Genomic DNA, 17879 nt, shown 5'->3' with positions numbered 1-17879 from the left:
GTCCTAATTAGTACGAATGTGTCAAGATATCAAAACCATTTTCTGGTAAATAATCCGGTCAACGTTCTTGGACTTAGCGTAATGATGAATCTGATTTTCTCACCGTAATTGGGTTGTGAGACTTCCCAACCGTTATTGGAGTACAGGGGAAAATACAATTCAAAATAGTCCGTTACCAAGTTCAAACGAACACCGGAATCATAAACCAACCGTTCCTTTTCGTTTTTTCGTTTCATAAATCCGATATCACTATAGAACTCGATCCACCGCCAAACGTTGATACTTGTATTAACGGTCGCCATCCAATTGTTGGAAAAAGGATTTTCCAGTTTCGATTTGAATCCACCTTCGGCAATAATGATCTGTTGGCTATAGATTCCGGTTTCTTCGGACCTTCCCAAGTAATTATAATCAAATAGATAATCATTGGGCCTATCCAGCGCAAAATCAAAGAATCTGATATTGGGATTTATGGTATTGTTCAAAAACTTTCCTGCGAAAAACCTGAAATTGAATTGTCTATTGCTCTCAAACAATTTTCGATATTCAAGTTCAAAGGAAACCTTACTGAAGTCTTTGCTGTATTGGGCATCGGCAAACCATGATAAATAATCGATAATACCATTGTCAACGTGGGTAAAACGCGCATTCAATACACTATAATCAGGATCGGTTTCAACGTTTTCCAGATTCTCATCCAAATTTCGAAATACATTCACATAGCGTAAACTGGCAAAATCCCTTTTGTTCGATCGAAGATTTTCGGGTCGCCAACCAAATCCAATTGAGGGGGTGATCGTAGAATATCTCGAATTTATCTGATAATGGGATGTCGAACCCCTGAGCCCATAATTGGCCACGTAAAGGCCACTTTTACTCAAATACTTACGATAGTTGAATTTGCCGTACCCAACCAGCGATTTTTCCTTAATTGCGTAGGAGGGGGCAAAATCATATACGAATGGTTTTTCTAAAAAGGTTTTGTTGTAAATCCGCATTCCCGGGCTCCATCCGTCATATATGTTGAAGTTCATCACTGGGACATAAAAGACTTGATTGTAATAGGGGTCTTCGGCATCCTTAAAAAAACGGAACTGCAATTTCTTATTGCTAGACAAGAAACCTTTTAATGATTTCCAGTTATCCCGCTCGTTGAATTCGGGAATTTTATGATCATAGTTCAGTACCATTCGATCTTCTGCGCCTCTTGGAATGGTGACTGTTTTTTCATCGGTGATATCGGAAAACCAATATTTAGAAACCACGGAATCATTCTTTATGCCAAACAGGGAAATGGGAACTCGGGTGCCCTCTTTGTTCTTAAGGGTTACCCTAAGGGAATCGTCGATCTTTTCTATTTTCTTTATCTTGAAGTCTATTTTCTTCGACGTTGATAGGTAATCCCTGAAAAACCAATCAATATCAGTTTCCGTTGCGCGTTTTAATATGGATTCGAAATCGATTACCTTAGCTGAGTTCAGGGAATAATGCTTAAAATAGGTCTTGATACTTTGATCGATCTTGTCCTTGCCGATATAATCGGCCAAATAGGAAAGTCCCATCCCGGCCTTGTACTTATTGGCTATCTTCTGGTTGAATTTTATAAGGGAATCATTAGGGGTTCTAAGGGCTTGATCTAGGTTCTTTCGGGCCGTGAGCATATACAAGAATGGATATTGCTCGTTAAAGTCCATTTTAGCTAGGTTAAATCCGCGTATGCCCCAAATATTGGAAAGTTTGCCCAGTAGTTTTTGGTCGGGATAATAAGTTTCGACATAAGCAATCATCAAGTAATTGGCAATGGCATCCTTTAGCCATTGTTCTTTCCGAGGATTGAGGTACAGCGTCTCTTCCAAGAATTTGTTCAAGGCGGTTTTCAAGAACTTCATTTCAAACTGAAACTGCTCTTCGTAGGGACGTATAAAGGAGGGCAGTTGGTTTAAGCCATACAAGGGACTTTTATCATAATCCTTTTGGCTGACCAACAGTTGAGAATGGGGATATTTACCAAGGTTGTCATTGATGAAACTCGATACCTTATCTATAGAAATACCTTCGGAAATATCGTCATATTTGGGCGATCCAAGGTCAGTGACCAAAGTCATGTAAGGGGTGACGTGTGTTTTGAACTTTTGGAACGGGCTAAGGATGATCTCACAATTTTTTTGTTGTAAGGCTTCCAATTGGGTTTGTTTTCCGTTTGAAAAACTGGAAGTACCAAGGTTTCTATAATTGGTCGTTAAGTAAAGTTCTTTAGGGTATATAAAATTCACTGTGGTTTTTGTGATATCGGTATAGAGATCATCAAGATCCTTGTTGGAATATAGATGCCACTTGCCATTAAAAACCGCCGGGGACAGGTACCAATCCTTTAAATAGTACTCATCCCTATTGTTATACCCATAGCCCGTATACTTGTCAGGGGGTAATTTTATGGTATAGGTCATAAAAAGTTGCACCTCTTCCCCGGGGGGCAAAGGTTTGTTCAGCAGTATCTTGAGGATATCCTTTTCTGAAGTTCGTTCCCATTGCAATCCCCGATATTCATCATCAACAGCACTTAGCAAGGTTGTACGTCCGCGTTCTTCATTGTTGGCCAAGTGTAGGCTTTTTTTGAACTCCTCTGCAAATCGTTTTGCAAGTCCCGTGTTTTTGTTCGAGTAGGCGTGGGCCCAATCGTTGAAATAAAGCACTTCTAAGGTGTACTTGGAAGAATTTCTATAAATGAATTCCTGTTGTATATTCAATTCCTTGGTTTCCCTGTTCAGGCGAACGGAAAGCGCGTTGCTATGTTGGCCAATGGCCGCAATACAACCTATAAAAAAGGCCAATGTCCCTACGACGGAATTAAAATAACTTTTCTTTTTCAATGATTGAATTTAAAAATTCGGACTTAGGGATTTGCCTTTGTAGAATGAATCCAAAACATCAACAACCTCAACACCTGTATCCACTACTTTAATTAGATCCAAATCTTTTGGACTGATATTCCCAGCCACGAGCATGGTGTTTTTCACCCAATCGATAAGTCCTCCCCAAAACTCGGTACCTACCAGGATAATTGGGAATTTTTCGATTTTATTTGTTTGTATCAGGGTTATTGCCTCGAACAATTCATCCAACGTTCCAAAGCCCCCCGGCATGACCACAAAGCCTTGGGAGTATTTTACAAACATAACCTTTCTTACAAAGAAATAATCGAAGTCGAGACTCTTATCGCTATCGATGTACGGATTGTCGTGCTGCTCAAAAGGTAGGTCTATATTCAGCCCAACGGAAGTTCCACCAGCCAAATGGGCCCCACGGTTACCCGCCTCCATAATACCTGGGCCACCACCGGTGATGATTCCGTAACCAGCCTCTGAAATGCTTTTGGTAATATCCACAGTGAGCTTATAGTAATCCATGTGTTCCTTGGTCCGGGCCGATCCGAAAATGGAAACGCAGGGTCCAATTTCACTCATTTTCTCAAAACCCATGACGAATTCGCCCATAATCTTAAATATGGCCCACGAATCGTTGGTCTTGATTTCATTCCATCCTTTATGATGTTGTTCTTTTCTCATCGTATTATTTTTCGTTTATAAAGGTAATCGGAGTTTTTAGGTGCTTTTTTAAGCTACTAATTTAATCCCAATTCCTTACTTAAAAACTGAGCTGTATAACTTTTTTTATTTGCACAGACCATTTCTGGGGTTCCTTCTGCCACGACCATTCCGCCACCACGCCCGCCTTCATATCCAATGTCGATGATATGGTCTACTGTTTTAATGACATCCAAATTATGTTCGATCACCAACACTGTATTTCCTTTGACAACCAACTTGTTCAGCACTTCCATCAACACGCGTATATCCTCGAAATGGAGCCCTGTGGTCGGTTCGTCCAAGATATAAAAAGTATTGCCGGTATCCCTTTTTGATAGTTCTGTAGCCAATTTTATGCGTTGGGCCTCCCCACCGGATAGGGTAGTGGACTGTTGCCCCAGGGATATATATCCCAATCCCACATCTTGAATGGTCTTTAACTTTCTATGGATTTTGGGGATCAATTCAAAAAAATCAACGGCATCGTCAATGGTCATTTCCAGGATATCTGAAATTGATTTTCCCTTATACCTGATTTCCAAGGTTTCCCGATTAAAACGTTTGCCGTTACATGTTTCACATTCGACATATACATCAGGTAGGAAGTTCATTTCTATTACCCGTAGCCCACCTCCTTGACAGGTTTCACAACGCCCGCCTTTGACATTAAAACTAAATCGCCCGGGTTTATATCCCCTTATGGCCGCTTCGGGGGTTTTGGTGAATAGGGAACGTATTTCACCAAAAACACCTGTATAGGTTGCGGGATTGGATCGCGGTGTCCTGCCAATCGGACTTTGGTTGATATCAATGACCTTATCAATATGTTCCAATCCTTTAATCGATTTATAGGGCATTGGCTTTCGAACCCCGTTAAAATAATGGGCATTCATGATCGGGTAGAGGGTTTCATTGATCAACGTGGATTTTCCACTACCCGAAACCCCGGTAACGCCGATCATTTTGCCCAATGGCAAATCGACCGTAATGTTTTTAAGATTATTGCCCGTACATCCGGCAAGTGTTATTTTTTTGCCATTTCCTTTTCTTCTTTTTTTAGGTACGGCGATTTGCTTTACCCCAGTTATGTAATCAGCGGTCAGGGTATGATGGTTTTTTAATTCTTCAGGAGTGCCCTCGGAAATGATCTCACCACCATGATGCCCGGCCCTTGGTCCAATATCGATGACATGATCGGCCCTTTGAATCATATCCCGGTCATGTTCTACCACGATGATCGAATTGCCGATATCGCGAAGCGCCTCCAACGAACTGATCAAGCGATTGTTGTCCCTTTGGTGAAGTCCGATACTGGGCTCATCAAGAATATAGAGTACCCCGACCAATTGCGTGCCGATTTGAGTCGCCAAACGAATGCGTTGCGCCTCACCACCTGAAAGCGATTTTGAACTTCGGTCCAACGACAGGTAATCGAGCCCCACATCCAATAAAAAACGAATGCGGGTTTTTATTTCCTTGATAATTTCTTCGGCGATTTTTAGTTGATTGCCTGAAAGCTTCCCTTCCAGACGATCAAAGAATTCGGCCAATTCGGCAATATCGAGATTAGCGAGTTCTGCGATATTATGTTCATCGACCTTAAAGTTCAAGGATTCTTGTCGTAACCGTGCACCCATACAGGTGGGACAGGTAATCTTATCCATATATTCTTTGGCCCATCGTTTTATCGAGGTAGAATCGGATTCTTCAAACTGGTTCTTGATGAAGTTGGAAATGCCTTCGTAATCTATTTTATAGTTACGTTTAACCCCAAGGGTTTTTGATTCGATATCAAAACTTTCCTTACCCCCGCGCAGGAGCATATCAATGGCTTCACTGGGAATCTTGCCTATCGGCAGTGATAATTCAAAACCAAACCGTTGGGCAATTGTTTCAATCTGTTTGAACGCCCATGATTTTTTAAAGGGGCCCAAAGGGGCTATGCCTCCAGCCTGGATCGAAAGTTTGTGGTCTGGGAATATTTTCGCCTCATTTACTTCATAGATATGGCCCAGCCCATTGCAATGGCCACACATTCCCTTGGGTGAATTAAAGGAAAAGGTATTCGGTTCAGGGGTTGGATATGAAATGCCGGAAGTCGGGCACATAAGGTCACGACTGAAATATCGGGGTTCTTTTTTGTCTTCTTCCAAGACCATCAATACGTTCTCTCCACTGTACATGGCCGTATTTATGGATTCGGTCATGCGCTTATCCAAATCATTATGATCGCTTATTTTCAGACGATCAATGACGATTTCAATATCATGGGTCTTGTAACGATCCACCTTCATGCCCTTTACGATATCCTTGATGTCGCCATCAACACGGACTTTAACGAAGCCTTGTTTCGCGATTTGCTCAAACAACTCCCGATAATGTCCTTTTCTCGATTTGATAATGGGGGCGAGTACATTTATCTTTTTCCCCTTATAGTCAGAAATGATGAGTTCCTTGATCTGCGCATCGCTATAACTTACCATTTTCTCCCCTGAAATATAGCTGTAAGCATCACCCGCGCGGGCAAAAAGCAATCTTAGAAAATCATAAATCTCGGTAATGGTACCTACGGTAGAACGGGGGGATTTTGAAGTGGTTTTCTGTTCAATGGCAATAACAGGCGAAAGACCATCTATCTTGTCAACATCGGGGCGTTCAAGTCCACCTAAAAACTGTCGGGCATAGGCCGAGAAGGTTTCGATATATCTTCGTTGGCCCTCTGCATAAATGGTATCAAAAGCAAGGGATGACTTACCACTTCCGGACAAACCGGTGATAACCACCAATTTTTCCCTGGGAATGGTAACGTCAATGTTTTTGAGATTATGGACGCGAGCTCCTTTGACCTCAATATTTTCCTCGTATTTTGTCATTTTTTCACAGCAAAGTCGCAAAGGTACGGTTTTGCCCCCTAAAAAGGAAGCTGCCTTAGTTTTGATTTGTCACAATTGAAAGTTAATTTTGATTCAATAAATATCATTCGAACCCAGCTGTTTCTTTAAGCCGACGAAGCTGGCAATTGAGGCCATACATACCTGAACATCGTAAAGGCAGGTATGATTTATAAAAATTAAACAAAAGAAGTATGAAATTATTAGGTATAGGATCACGTATCGAACATCCTGAATTTGGGAAAGGGGTAGTGACCAATTTGACCTCGAACCAATATTGGGTCACGTTTATTGATAGCGGTTTGGAAACCATTGAAATCGATGCGGAATTTAAGGTTATTGAGGCGGTTACGGACGAGGTGGATACCGTAAGTTTTTCCGATGTTGAAATGTCCTTGATTTCAATTTTGAGACGTTGGAGCGATAACAACAATGCGACCGCCCTTGCAAGCAAGTGGAAAGGGGGTACGCTCATCCTTAAACCAGGGGATGACAATCTATCCGATAAGGAAATACCCATAAATACATTTTTTCATAAGATCGTAATGGTCCGCGATAGGATTCGGGTCATGGAGCAAAAAATAAATGCCAGCACCAATCTTGATGACCAAGAGAAAGTTGACTTACAACAGTACATCACCCGTATCTATGGCAGCATGACCACCTTTAATGTGCTCTTTCAAAATAAGAGCGATCAATTTGTTGGGGATAGTTCAAAATAACCCCCAGGGCAATTACATGGCCATTCGATAGTTGTTCACAGAATAGGAATCAAATGCCCTATTTGATTTTTTATAGTTATCAAAAGTCTTCTTAGAGATCATTTCAAGTGAATAACCGTTATAATGCACACCATAGTTTCGTTTATCATCATAGATGATCCATGGGTGTCTTGGGTATTTGTATCGAAAATGTCGTGAAATAAGGGGTAGGATATTGAACCCCGGTTTCAGTTCGGCAATATATACGGAATCTTGGGTAGGCTCAAACCCGACCGTATTCTCTATATAGGATTTCTCCCGACTTACCTGCGTCGCCAATTTTGATATTTTCAATTCGATCAAAGCCGCTTGATCCATTTCTTGGCTATCCAACCTTCCATAAAGTTTCCGTATGTATTGGTACACTAAAAAATCAACCCCATCGGCTTCACTCAAAAAGGCAAAATAAATGTTTTTGATTGCAGGGTGGCTTTTTCGTTCAATACCCGCCCAAACACTTTTGGCCTTTGATTGTTCGGTTGTTATGGCCAGTTTGTCAATGAACAGGCCTTCCTGATTGCATTTGTTTTTTTGAAAACCCACTATATCGATATTGTTTTCAAGCGCAATGTATATCGCGGTAAGAAAACCATTAAAACTCCCATCATAAAGTAATACCCTTGAATTTTCCATAATGTTCTAAAATAAACTTAATTGAATGCTGTTTTTGACAAATCGCTTCGTATCCCTATGGACTTCAACGATTCTAGTTGGGGTCTCCATCACCGATTTGATGGTAGGTACTATTTTATTTTCAGATAAGGTATCCCTTGTACCCACCATGGCATAAAAACCAAGTTTGTCCTGAAGTAGTGTATTTGTCATGTTCTTTTGGTATTTAATCCAAAAATATGGAATAAATCCTAATTATGGAAATATTCCTAATAATATTTTGGATATTTTCCAAATTATGTATCTTTGGGTATGGAAAATGAACTTACATTAAAGCGTTTTGTTGATATACGAAGGAATCTTGGCTACACACAGGTGGAATTTGCAAAAGTTTTGGATATTCGTAATACAACAGCCGATATTGAAAGAGGACGAACCAAATTATCGGGTAAGGTAGTGGCTGAGCTTTTAAAGCAATTCAAGATAAACCCACTTTGGTTGTTTGGTGAGAGCGAGATGCAATATTTGGAACCTTCAAAAACCAGTGTCATTCCTAAAGTGGTGACCGTTGACTCTTCGGACAATGAGAATATGGTATTGGTCAATGCAAAAGCAGCTGCAGGGTATCCCCAAAACATACAGGATACGAGTTGGTATAAGCAATTGCCTGCCTTTGATCTTCCGCTTCCGGAATTCAGGAACGCCACCTATCGTGGTTTTCAAGTTGAGGGGGATAGTATGTTGCCCAACTTAAAACCGGGGGAATGGGTGCTGGCCAAAGCGGTTGAGGATATTGCCCATGTGAGCCCCAATAAAATCTATGTCATTGTATTGGAGGATGCGGTTTTGGTGAAGAAAATTGAAAAGGCACCCAATTCGAACAACGTCACCTTAATCTCCCTGAATGATTCCTATCCGCCGTATCGTATCGAGCCGCAACAGATTCAGGAGATATGGCAGGTAAATAGTAAAATAACCTTTGGGGTCGATGCAACCACTGAAAAAGGGCTTTTACGTCAATTACAGGAATCCATGGAGGAATTAAAAAACCAATTCAATCACGGTAAAAGTTAGTTTATAACTTTAGGGTATATAAACCACTGTCCTTTAGATTGAACCCCAAACTTTGATATAGGGCGATGGCAGGTTTTCTATGGTGTCCGCTGAACAGTAAGATTTCTGACAGCTGTAGTTTTTGGCCTTCAACAAGAAGTCGCTCCATTAATTTACGACCAAGACCCTTTCCTCGAAAGGCTTCGGATACCACAACATCCTCGACCATACCCTTATATCCCGAAATAACTTTGTAAGTGGCCAAAGAAGCCATGCCAACCAGCTTTTCATCTTCCCAGCAACAGGCACAGATAAATTCGTTGCCTTGTGACAATACTTCCTCAATATCCCGTTGGTTGATATCGGCATTCAATACCTTGAACAGATCATGTACTTGCTTTTTAATGTCAGGGGTTAGAGCCTCTTTCTGTAATATATGAATCGTCATGGTGTGATTTTTAGTTCATAAATGTACCAAAAAATTAATTTCAAGCACCCTAATTTTCTGGTAGGGCCTTCGCCTCAGTTCGTTTTAGGTATAGGGCAATGGTTATCCCGATCTGCGCCAAATAATAGGTGGGCAATATCAAGAAATTCAATGCGTCATAATGAATGAATTCGGTAAAGGATATGATGGTGTCAGAAAACAGGATCAAGGCGATGCCAATGACATAGGGCCATTTAATGGTGGGCTCCAGTTTTAGTCCCAAGGCGGCACCCAATGAAACACAGGAAACAATCAAATAGAACAAGACCATAAAAGCAAGGGTTTTATCGTCCAATGTTGGATACAATGCCAGATAGAAGAAAATCAAAAATACCACGGTAAGGGCGATGCTGCTTTTCCATCGTAGTGTGCCATTGAGCAATGAAAAAGTCAAATATCCTATATGAGCCAATAGATATAATGAAATTCCCAAGATAAAGAATGTAGTGTCCCCGTGCATATGGGATAGAAAATAGTCGCCGATCATTGAGCATACAAAGGCAATAATAACGACCCAAACATCCAACGCTTTTGGCAGTTTATGGGCGTACGCTATCAAAAGGATTACGGTGCCCAGGGCAGCTACGCTAATTTTAAAGATGAAAATATCAGTTGCCCAAGCTATGGCCGCGCCAATGAATTGGGATGTCAAGAGTACAACGAACCATAGTTTTAAAGTCTTCATCGCTTTAGCTTGCTGTAGAATTCGAAGGTACCAAATCCAGGTCGAGTTCATTAAAATTGTTGGCCGCTTTGACCAGAAGGGTAGACCCTATGGTTTCGAACAACTGGTTGGTCTTTAATACAAACTCGGCCTGTTTTTCTATCCTATAATTCGGTATGCCAACCAATGTCAGGTTTGTGTGGGCGGATTCTTCGGCGATGATATCATAGAAGGGTTTTTGCTCCACGGCATTATTGATGATCTTTATCTGCACGTTCACACGTAAGTCTTCCACCAATTTTGCGATAGTATCATGGATCAGTTCTACGGCCACATTATTGTTGTTGACGAAAAGTACCCTAATATCAGGATTGTCCCATTTGGGTGATGCAATGATAAAGCGGGCAATATTCAGCATCATTTCCGCATTCTTGCTGTCGGTTTCCCGCCACCATAAGTCCACAGATTTGTAATTACCGAATTTCGTTTTTCTATCAAAGTCCAAATACAACAGGTTATAATCTAAGTGTAAAAGGGTTTCCGTCATTTTCGAATATTCTGTGGAATTTTCCAAACCTTTGGGCCAGCCCATCATAATGGTGTTTGGTTCAACCCCCGAAAAACCAAAGGTTGATGCTATATTGGTAATACCCGTGTAGATGTTGTCCACTTTGATCTGCCGGGCAAAAATACCGAGTTCCTTAAAATTGTCATCCCTGATGGTTTGCTCGGCCTTTCGAATGGGAATGTCATTATGCTTGTCCAATATCAATTTGAAGTTTGTGACGATCCCCGTTCGACCAGATACGGTTTTGCCCAGTTCCAAGAGATATTTTTGGTGGTCACTCTTACCGCTGAAAAGAATAATATTCGGATTCCAATTCATATTTTCATCATCCTTTTCATCGATTTTCTTCAAGCCTTTGTTGACCACATTCTCCCAGACACTCCGCCATACATCATTCGATTGTATCTTGACTTCCTTGCGTTGCAGTGCAAAATACAGGGCCGTAATTACAGCGAGCGCAGCCATCATGGCAATCATATCCAACTTGAACATAACCACAAAACAAGCAATAAACCCCAATAGTCCAATCCAGCGCTTGATCTTGAAGCTCGGTTGAAAATCAGGATTGGCCCAGCTTTCAAGAAAATAGGAAATATTGATGAATCCGTAGGCGGTCAAATAGAACATAGAGACCACGCGGGCAATTACATCCAATTCCCCGATAAGAATACCGGCTTCGGCAATGATGAAGACCATGAACAGGGCATTGACAGGTTCGTTATTCTTGCCATTTCCCTTACCAAATATTTTTGGTGTCACTTTATCAATGGACATGGCCTGTAAGATACGCGGGCCCCCGAGGATGCCTCCCAAGGCGGAAGACAAGGTCGCACCCCAAATACCGGCCACTACAGCGGGAGCAAATAGGGCCATTTTCATTAAAATATTATAATCCGATTTTAAAAGTTCGGGCGATATGGTGAACGCCATGAAAATGGCCAAAAGAATGTAAACCAAAAGTCCGGTGCCAATCGCTGCCAAGGTTCCTACGGGTATTGATTGCTTGGGGTCCTTTAAATCGCCACTCATGGCGATACCAGCGGTAAAGCCTGTTACCGCTGGGAAGAAAATGGCAAATACAACTTCCAAAGGCACGGCATCCTGGGTAGAGAAAAGCGGCACCGATTGTGGCGCGAATTCAGTGGTGCCAAAAAAAACGGATGCCAAGGATAGGGCTATGGCAGCCAAAATAAAGAATTGGGCCTTTAAGGCCACAGAGGTACTTATCAATGCCAAAACGGTCAAAGCCGTAAGCGCAATGCTCCCAGTAATCCGAAAATCATTCACGGTCATGCCATACCCGAAAAATGAATTAAAACTTTCTGAAAAACCAATAAGATATAAGGCTATGGAAAACGCCGTTCCCACATACAATGCTATACCAATAGAACCACCAATGGGAATGCCCATACTTCGGGATAGTACATAATAGATGCCACCGGCACCGATTTTCTTGTCGGTGGCAACCGACGAAACACTCAAGCCCGTAGTAACGGCAATGACATGGGCGATGATAATAATGCCAATAGCACCCAAAAGCCCGGCATTACCTACGACCCAACCTAAACGCATATACATGATTACCCCTAGGATGGTCAGTATAGAGGGAGTGAAAACACCGGCAAAGGTGCCGAATTTCTTTTTTTCTGGCATTGGTTTTTGTCGTTCGCTGGTGTATAAAAATAAGGATCAGGATGGTGTAAAGCTAGCAATCCACGGAATTTTCGCCTTAATTATGTCCTTTTACCACACCCATATCAATAGTCATGGGTCCTAGTTGGTGTTTTCTTGGAAGAAATGCCCCACTTTCAACCAATTGCCAATCGTCCCAAGTCGCTTCCAGCCCGCCTATGGGGATAATCCGTACCCACATTTTAAAACTTATGGGAAAACCGTTGGGTTGTAATTTCCACAAATAGGAATCTCCGGGCGTACTACCTCCAGTGGTGTAGGTAACCATAAGTCCCTTCGAGCCGTCTTCCAAATCCACTAAACTGCGCTCAACACCTTGGTCAAACACCTTAAAGGGTGCTACCAGCCAAAAGGAATCATTGTTGAATAGTGTTATTGCCTTTTCAATGGCCTTTGTACGCTGTCTATCATCAGCTACAGCAACTCCTTTTTTCAAAACAGTACTGTTCGTCGGATTTTCCAATACGAGATCAACCGTCAGGTCACTCCACGAAACCTTAGCTTTGCCCATGGTTTTATCCCATAGGTACCTATGTGCACCATTTCGGAAGGTCCATTCAAGATAACGTGTATCCTTAAAGGCCTCGGCATTTATGGAATGCAGCATTTTTTGCGCCAAGACGTCGGCTTCTGGGGATGATTTGCCAGTAGGCAAGGGTTCATTGTAAATAACATAAAGAACAATTGAAACAATGACTAAAAACGAAATAAAACCGAGGGTGTATGTTATAAGCTTTTTTCGCATGGTGGATTTCGCATTTTGCAGTAGTTAAAAAAAACGAATTGGTTTTTGGATGTATTTAAAAACCAACCGAAGTGTCATCGCCACGTTTGTCAGCACCACCTTCTAATTTTCCATTAGACAACACCCGGATTGCGTCAACTTTGCCCAAGATAGGAGTACGGTCTTCATTGATGATGTACCCTTTCGACCTAAGGCCTTCTTTAACCTCGTCTGAAAAACCTTCGGTTTCAAATACGATATAGTCCGGCAACCATTGATGATGGAACCTTGGTGCGTTCACAGCTTCTTGCATGCTCATGTTGAATTCATAGGCATTCAAGATGGTTTGGGTTACAGCAGTGATGATCGTTGCGCCCCCTGGACTTCCAACAACGAGCCATAGTTGACCTTCTTTCTCGACGATGGTAGGGGTCATGGAGCTTAACATCCGTTTTTCCGGGGCAATACTATTGGCCTCGGCACCTATGAGCCCGAACATATTGGGTACCCCAGGTTTGGCACTAAAATCATCCATTTCGTTGTTCAGAAAAAATCCCAGTTCATCGCAGTATAATTTGGAACCATATGCGCCGTTGAGGGTGGTAGTGACCGATACGGCATTGCCTTCTTGGTCAACGATGGAGTAGTGGGTAGTTTCCGAACTTTCAGCTATTCGAATATTTCCGCGTTCAATATCGGATGATAACGTCGCCTTCTCAAAAGAGAAATCATCCATTCGTTGGGTTAAGTACTTTTTGCTCAACAATACATCCAAAGGAATATCGACAAAGTCAGGGTCCCCCAAATAATAATTACGGTCGGCGTAGGCTCTACGGCTGGCTTCGGTAAACAATTGGATGGCCTTAATGGAATTATGTCCAAAACCCGAAATATCGTAGGGTTCGATCATTTTGAAAATTTGGTTCATAGTGACACCACCACTGCTTGGTGGACTCATCGAGATGATTCGCAGGTCCTTATAGTTAAAGATTATGGGTTGGCGCCAAATAGCTTCGTATTTTGCCAAGTCCTCCAGGGTGACATACCCCCCTTTTTCTTGAATAAACGCCACTAGTTTTTTGGCGGTCTCCCCTTTGTAAAATTCATCACGTCCATGCTGGGCAATGCGTCTCAAGGTATTTCCCAAGGCAGGGTATTTTAAAGTATCTCCCTGAATACAACTATTGAAAAACAATGTATTATCACCATTTACCTCAAGTATTTGTTCTCTATAATTCTCGAGCCGTCTGGCTTGCTTTTCAGTCACAACGACACCCCGCTCAACCAATGCAATAACGGGATTTATTATATCTTCTATCGGAAGGCTTCCGTAGGTCTTGTGCACTTCGAATATACCCGCGATGGTTCCGGGAACACCCACAGCTGTGGCCCCAATGGTACTTTTACCAGGAAGGAAGTTGCCCAAAGAATCCAAATACATGTCTTTATGGGCCGAGGATGGCGCTTTTTCGCGGTAATCCAAGGCACCAACATCACCATTCTTCTTGCGGTAGACCATGAATCCGCCACCGCCAAGATTTCCGGCAAAAGGATAGGCGACAGCTAGGGCCAGTTCAGTGCCGACCATGGCGTCAAAGGCATTCCCGCCTTTTTTCAGTATTTCGACACCAATGGCCGAAGCTTCTTCACGGGCAGAAACTACCATGGCACTGTCGGTTACCAAACCTGTAGGTCTTGCAGGTTGCTTCTTGCATTCGACAAGAAGGAGAAGCAGGAGCACAGGAAGAAAATACTTAAATTGATACTTCATTATATTTATATTAAGCCTTGATATTCATATTATTAAAGAAATATATTTTTGTTTTGAAAAAATAATCAGCTCGTCAAAAAACGAAGTGAATTCCTTTTCGAACGCTGCATAATGTTCTTCCAGATCCAAGATGGCAAAATTCATTTTCGATCTATTTTTTGTCCTCCGGTTCATGCCGTTCAACACCCTATCGATTCCTTCCATTTTTGAATAGTTGTAAAGCCAATTATCACTGATCATATAAGGCATCATGTGTTGTACGCCATCAGGAAGTATTTTATAATTTTCCTCTAGAAGGTCATAAAAGTCATTGACGAATATCTTTAAGGGTATATCGGAGTAGTTCTTCCAATTTTTCGCCAAAAAATGGTCGTAATAGATGTCGACGATTACCCGGCTATAATGGCTGTAATTTTTATGCAATCGCTTGCTGCTTTGTTTTGGAATGCTGTGGGTATCTGTAAAGGTGTCTATTTCACGGTGCAATATGACCCCATTTTGAACGCGTTTTGGCAAATGATCTATTTTGTTGCCACGTATACTATCGGCAATAAAGTTGCCAATTGCAATTTCATCATCGCCAAAAGATAAATAGATATGCGCCAAAAAATTCATTCGCCCGTAAAATAGTTCACAAGGTCGAATTTACCAATTTGCTGGACAGGATTGACATCAGTCCTTTATATTTGCAAAAACTTTTTTACAGATTATGACACTAATAAAATCAATTTCGGGAATACGGGGAACTATAGGAGGGAAACCAGGGGATAATTTAACACCTATCGATACGGTCAAATTTGCGGCCGCTTATGGTATTTGGCTTAAGGACTATTCAAAAAAAGACGCTTTGAAGGTTGTCATTGGCCGTGATGCACGACTCTCCGGTGAGATGATCCAAAATCTTGTGGTTTCGACCTTGATAGGATTGGGGATCGATGTAATTGATTTGGACCTTTCAACAACACCCACTGTTGAAATTGCCGTACCAGAGGAGAAAGCGGATGGAGGTATCATTTTAACAGCAAGCCATAATCCCAAACAGTGGAATGCCCTTAAACTTTTAAACGAAAAAGGGGAATTTCTCGATGCAGCACAAGGAGCCAAGATCCTTGAAATCGCCGAGAAAGAACAATTTGATTTTGCCGAAGTAGACGATTTAGGGAGTATTACAAAAAACGATGCATATTTAGACATCCATATTGATGAGGTGCTGAACCTATCCTTGGTCGATGCCGACACCATTCGTAAAGCGAAATTCAAAGTAGTGGTAGATGGGGTGAATTCGACAGGAGGCATCGCTATTCCCAAATTATTGGAAACCTTGGGGGTAGAGGTGGTGAAATTATATTGTGAACCTACGGGTCATTTTCCCCATAACCCAGAGCCTTTAAAGGAGCATTTGGGCGATATCTGCAAACTTGTAGTCCAGGAAAAGGCAGATTTCGGCATCGTGGTAGATCCCGATGTTGATCGTTTGGCCTTTATAAGCAATGATGGTGAAATGTTCGGTGAAGAATACACTTTGGTAGCCTGCGCGGATTATGTGTTGGGCAAGACAAAGGGTAATACCGTTTCCAATTTATCCTCGTCCCGTGCACTACGGGATATCACTCGAAAACACGGTGGCACCTACGAGGCAGCGGCAGTCGGCGAAGTGAACGTTGTGACCAAAATGAAGGCCAATAAGGCCATTATTGGTGGCGAAGGCAACGGGGGAATCATTTATCCTGAAAGCCATTATGGCCGTGATGCTTTGGTGGGTACCGCTTTGTTCTTAATGCTTATGGCAGAAAGAGGAGGGACCGTTAAGGAACTTCGCGATAGTTACCCGAGCTATTTTATGAGTAAGAAGAAAATTCAGCTCACCCCTGAATTGGATGTCGACACCATTCTTAGGGCCATGGCCGACAAATATCGTCAGGAGGATATTTCGACCATTGATGGTGTAAAGGTCGATTTTGCCGAGAATTGGGTACATCTTCGTAAGTCGAATACGGAACCCATCATTCGAATTTATACCGAAGCGCAAAGTCAAGGTGAGGCTGATGGCCTGGCGGATCGCATTATTGGTGAAATCAAGAAAATCGCAGGCATCTAAATATCCAAACAAGCAATATAGCCCTGTTCATTTATAGTAAGTAATGGACATCTTCCGGCCTTTTAGAAACTTGGGGCCATCGGGCAATGTCATTTAGGTAAAGGGTTTCGATGTCTGGTCGAGCGCAGCCGAGACCTCATTAATGTGCTCAAGTGACGTTCTCGACTGTGCTCGTACGGACATTTATACACATGGCCTTCTTAATTAATGATATTGGTCCAAGGGGAGGCGATGAGGGTAGTTGTGGCAATCTGCCAGTGATCATAGAATGTTGTGGCAATATTTTTTTAATCTTTTGAAAGAACGACTGCCCAACTATTGTTTGGGCGCCTTGTCTCTATGCTTCCAGCGACGGTGTGTCCAAAGATAGTGCTCTGGACGCTCCTTGATCTGTTGTTCGGTAAGCGCCAAAAATGTATCGGTGATTTCATTTATTTCGGTATGGCTCCCTGCAAGCGTAATCGGAATGAATTCTGCCTGGTAGTAACCTCGTTTCACTTTGCTTACTTTTAAGAACACCACCGCAAGATCCAGCTTTCGCGCCAGGGTCTCAGCTCCATTGAAAATAGGTACTTTGACCCCCATGAACTCCTTCCAGTATTGGGCTCTATGGACCTGGGGTGATTGATCGCTGACCATGCCATAGCCTGCTCTTATGCCATTTTGATGATTGCGCACCACGGTTTTGACCGTTTCTTTCTGGGTAATCAACTCCGTATTCCATTTCGCCCTTGTTTTCCTGATAAAAGCATCAAAATATTTATTACTTATTTTTTGGTAAACCGCATACCCTTTGGAGTTTACATAATTATTTATGCTGACATTCCACTCCCAATTGGCATAATGCGAACAGACAATCAAGATGCTTTTCTCTTTTTCGATTTCACGGAGTACATCGATATTCACAACATGATATTTCTTTTTGACCGCTTCTTTTGATAGGGCCATGGTCTTGACCATTTCCAAGAACA

At 42.1% G+C, this 17879-nt stretch carries 15 protein-coding genes; 3 read left to right on the top strand and 12 right to left on the bottom strand.

Features of this window, described 5'->3' with window-relative positions; translation table 11 throughout:
* Window positions 1-29: 29 nt before the first annotated feature.
* From WBM98_RS11390 to uvrA, 3 genes are read right to left on the bottom strand one after another with little or no spacing between them, the layout of a single operon-like run.
* A complete protein-coding gene (locus WBM98_RS11390) occupies window positions 30-2870 on the bottom strand; it encodes a M1 family aminopeptidase (protein WP_424366143.1) in 2841 nt (946 codons plus the stop codon).
* 9 nt (window positions 2871-2879) lie between these two features.
* Window positions 2880-3566 (bottom strand): TIGR00730 family Rossman fold protein, encoded by a 687-nt coding sequence (locus WBM98_RS11385; protein WP_424366142.1) that lies wholly within the window; start codon window positions 3564-3566, stop codon window positions 2880-2882.
* 56 nt (window positions 3567-3622) lie between these two features.
* Window positions 3623-6460 carry an excinuclease ABC subunit UvrA gene (gene uvrA / locus WBM98_RS11380; RefSeq protein WP_424366141.1) on the bottom strand — a complete coding sequence of 946 codons (2838 nt, stop codon included), beginning with the start codon at window positions 6458-6460 and terminating at the stop codon, window positions 3623-3625.
* Between the two features lie 212 nt (window positions 6461-6672).
* On the opposite strand from uvrA, the gene WBM98_RS11375 reads away from it, so the two are divergent.
* The gene (locus tag WBM98_RS11375) at window positions 6673-7200 is read left to right on the top strand and encodes a hypothetical protein (RefSeq protein ID WP_424366140.1); all 528 of its coding nucleotides are present in this window, start codon (window positions 6673-6675) and stop codon (window positions 7198-7200) included.
* 12 nt (window positions 7201-7212) lie between these two features.
* Here WBM98_RS11375 and WBM98_RS11370 read toward each other — a convergent pair whose 3' ends face one another.
* Complete coding sequence (locus tag WBM98_RS11370) at window positions 7213-7872, bottom strand: TIGR03915 family putative DNA repair protein (RefSeq protein ID WP_424366139.1); 660 nt, start codon at window positions 7870-7872, stop codon at window positions 7213-7215.
* Window positions 7873-7878: 6 nt separating this feature from the next.
* Window positions 7879-8064: a hypothetical protein gene (locus tag WBM98_RS11365; RefSeq protein WP_424366138.1), complete on the bottom strand. Its 186-nt coding sequence runs from the start codon at window positions 8062-8064 to the stop codon at window positions 7879-7881.
* Window positions 8065-8163: 99 nt separating this feature from the next.
* Between WBM98_RS11365 and WBM98_RS11360 the strand changes: the two genes are divergently transcribed.
* Window positions 8164-8925 (top strand): XRE family transcriptional regulator, encoded by a 762-nt coding sequence (locus WBM98_RS11360; protein WP_424366137.1) that lies wholly within the window; start codon window positions 8164-8166, stop codon window positions 8923-8925.
* Window position 8926: 1 nt separating this feature from the next.
* On the opposite strand, the gene WBM98_RS11355 is transcribed toward WBM98_RS11360, so the two are convergent.
* The 6 genes from WBM98_RS11355 to WBM98_RS11330 form a co-directional block, all read right to left on the bottom strand.
* Complete coding sequence (locus WBM98_RS11355) at window positions 8927-9352, bottom strand: N-acetyltransferase family protein (protein ID WP_424366136.1); 426 nt, start codon at window positions 9350-9352, stop codon at window positions 8927-8929.
* Window positions 9353-9401: 49 nt separating this feature from the next.
* The gene (locus WBM98_RS11350) at window positions 9402-10076 is read right to left on the bottom strand and encodes a lysoplasmalogenase (RefSeq protein ID WP_424366135.1); all 675 of its coding nucleotides are present in this window, start codon (window positions 10074-10076) and stop codon (window positions 9402-9404) included.
* Between the two features lie 4 nt (window positions 10077-10080).
* Window positions 10081-12276: an amino acid permease gene (locus WBM98_RS11345; protein WP_424366134.1), complete on the bottom strand. Its 2196-nt coding sequence runs from the start codon at window positions 12274-12276 to the stop codon at window positions 10081-10083.
* Between the two features lie 76 nt (window positions 12277-12352).
* Entirely contained in the window at window positions 12353-13060 is a 708-nt protein-coding gene (locus WBM98_RS11340) for a hypothetical protein (RefSeq protein ID WP_424366133.1), read from the bottom strand.
* A gap of 55 nt (window positions 13061-13115) precedes the next feature.
* Window positions 13116-14810: a gamma-glutamyltransferase gene (ggt, locus tag WBM98_RS11335; RefSeq protein WP_424366132.1), complete on the bottom strand. Its 1695-nt coding sequence runs from the start codon at window positions 14808-14810 to the stop codon at window positions 13116-13118.
* A gap of 24 nt (window positions 14811-14834) precedes the next feature.
* On the bottom strand, window positions 14835-15425 hold the full coding sequence (locus WBM98_RS11330; protein ID WP_424366131.1) for an ACP phosphodiesterase: 591 nt from the start codon (window positions 15423-15425) through the stop codon (window positions 14835-14837).
* Window positions 15426-15519: 94 nt separating this feature from the next.
* Here WBM98_RS11330 and glmM point away from each other — a divergent pair, with 94 nt between their 5' ends.
* Complete coding sequence (glmM, locus tag WBM98_RS11325) at window positions 15520-16908, top strand: phosphoglucosamine mutase (RefSeq protein ID WP_424366130.1); 1389 nt, start codon at window positions 15520-15522, stop codon at window positions 16906-16908.
* Between the two features lie 315 nt (window positions 16909-17223).
* Here glmM and WBM98_RS11320 read toward each other — a convergent pair.
* A partial coding sequence (locus WBM98_RS11320) for a lysophospholipid acyltransferase family protein (RefSeq protein WP_424366129.1) occupies window positions 17224-17879 on the bottom strand: 656 nt, incomplete at its 5' end.

The sequence above is a fragment of the Maribacter sp. genome (assembly GCF_049667165.1).
GTDB lineage: Bacteria > Bacteroidota > Bacteroidia > Flavobacteriales > Flavobacteriaceae > Maribacter_A.
Note: the sequence above shows the minus strand (reverse complement) of the source record. Positions and strands in the feature narration are given on the sequence as shown.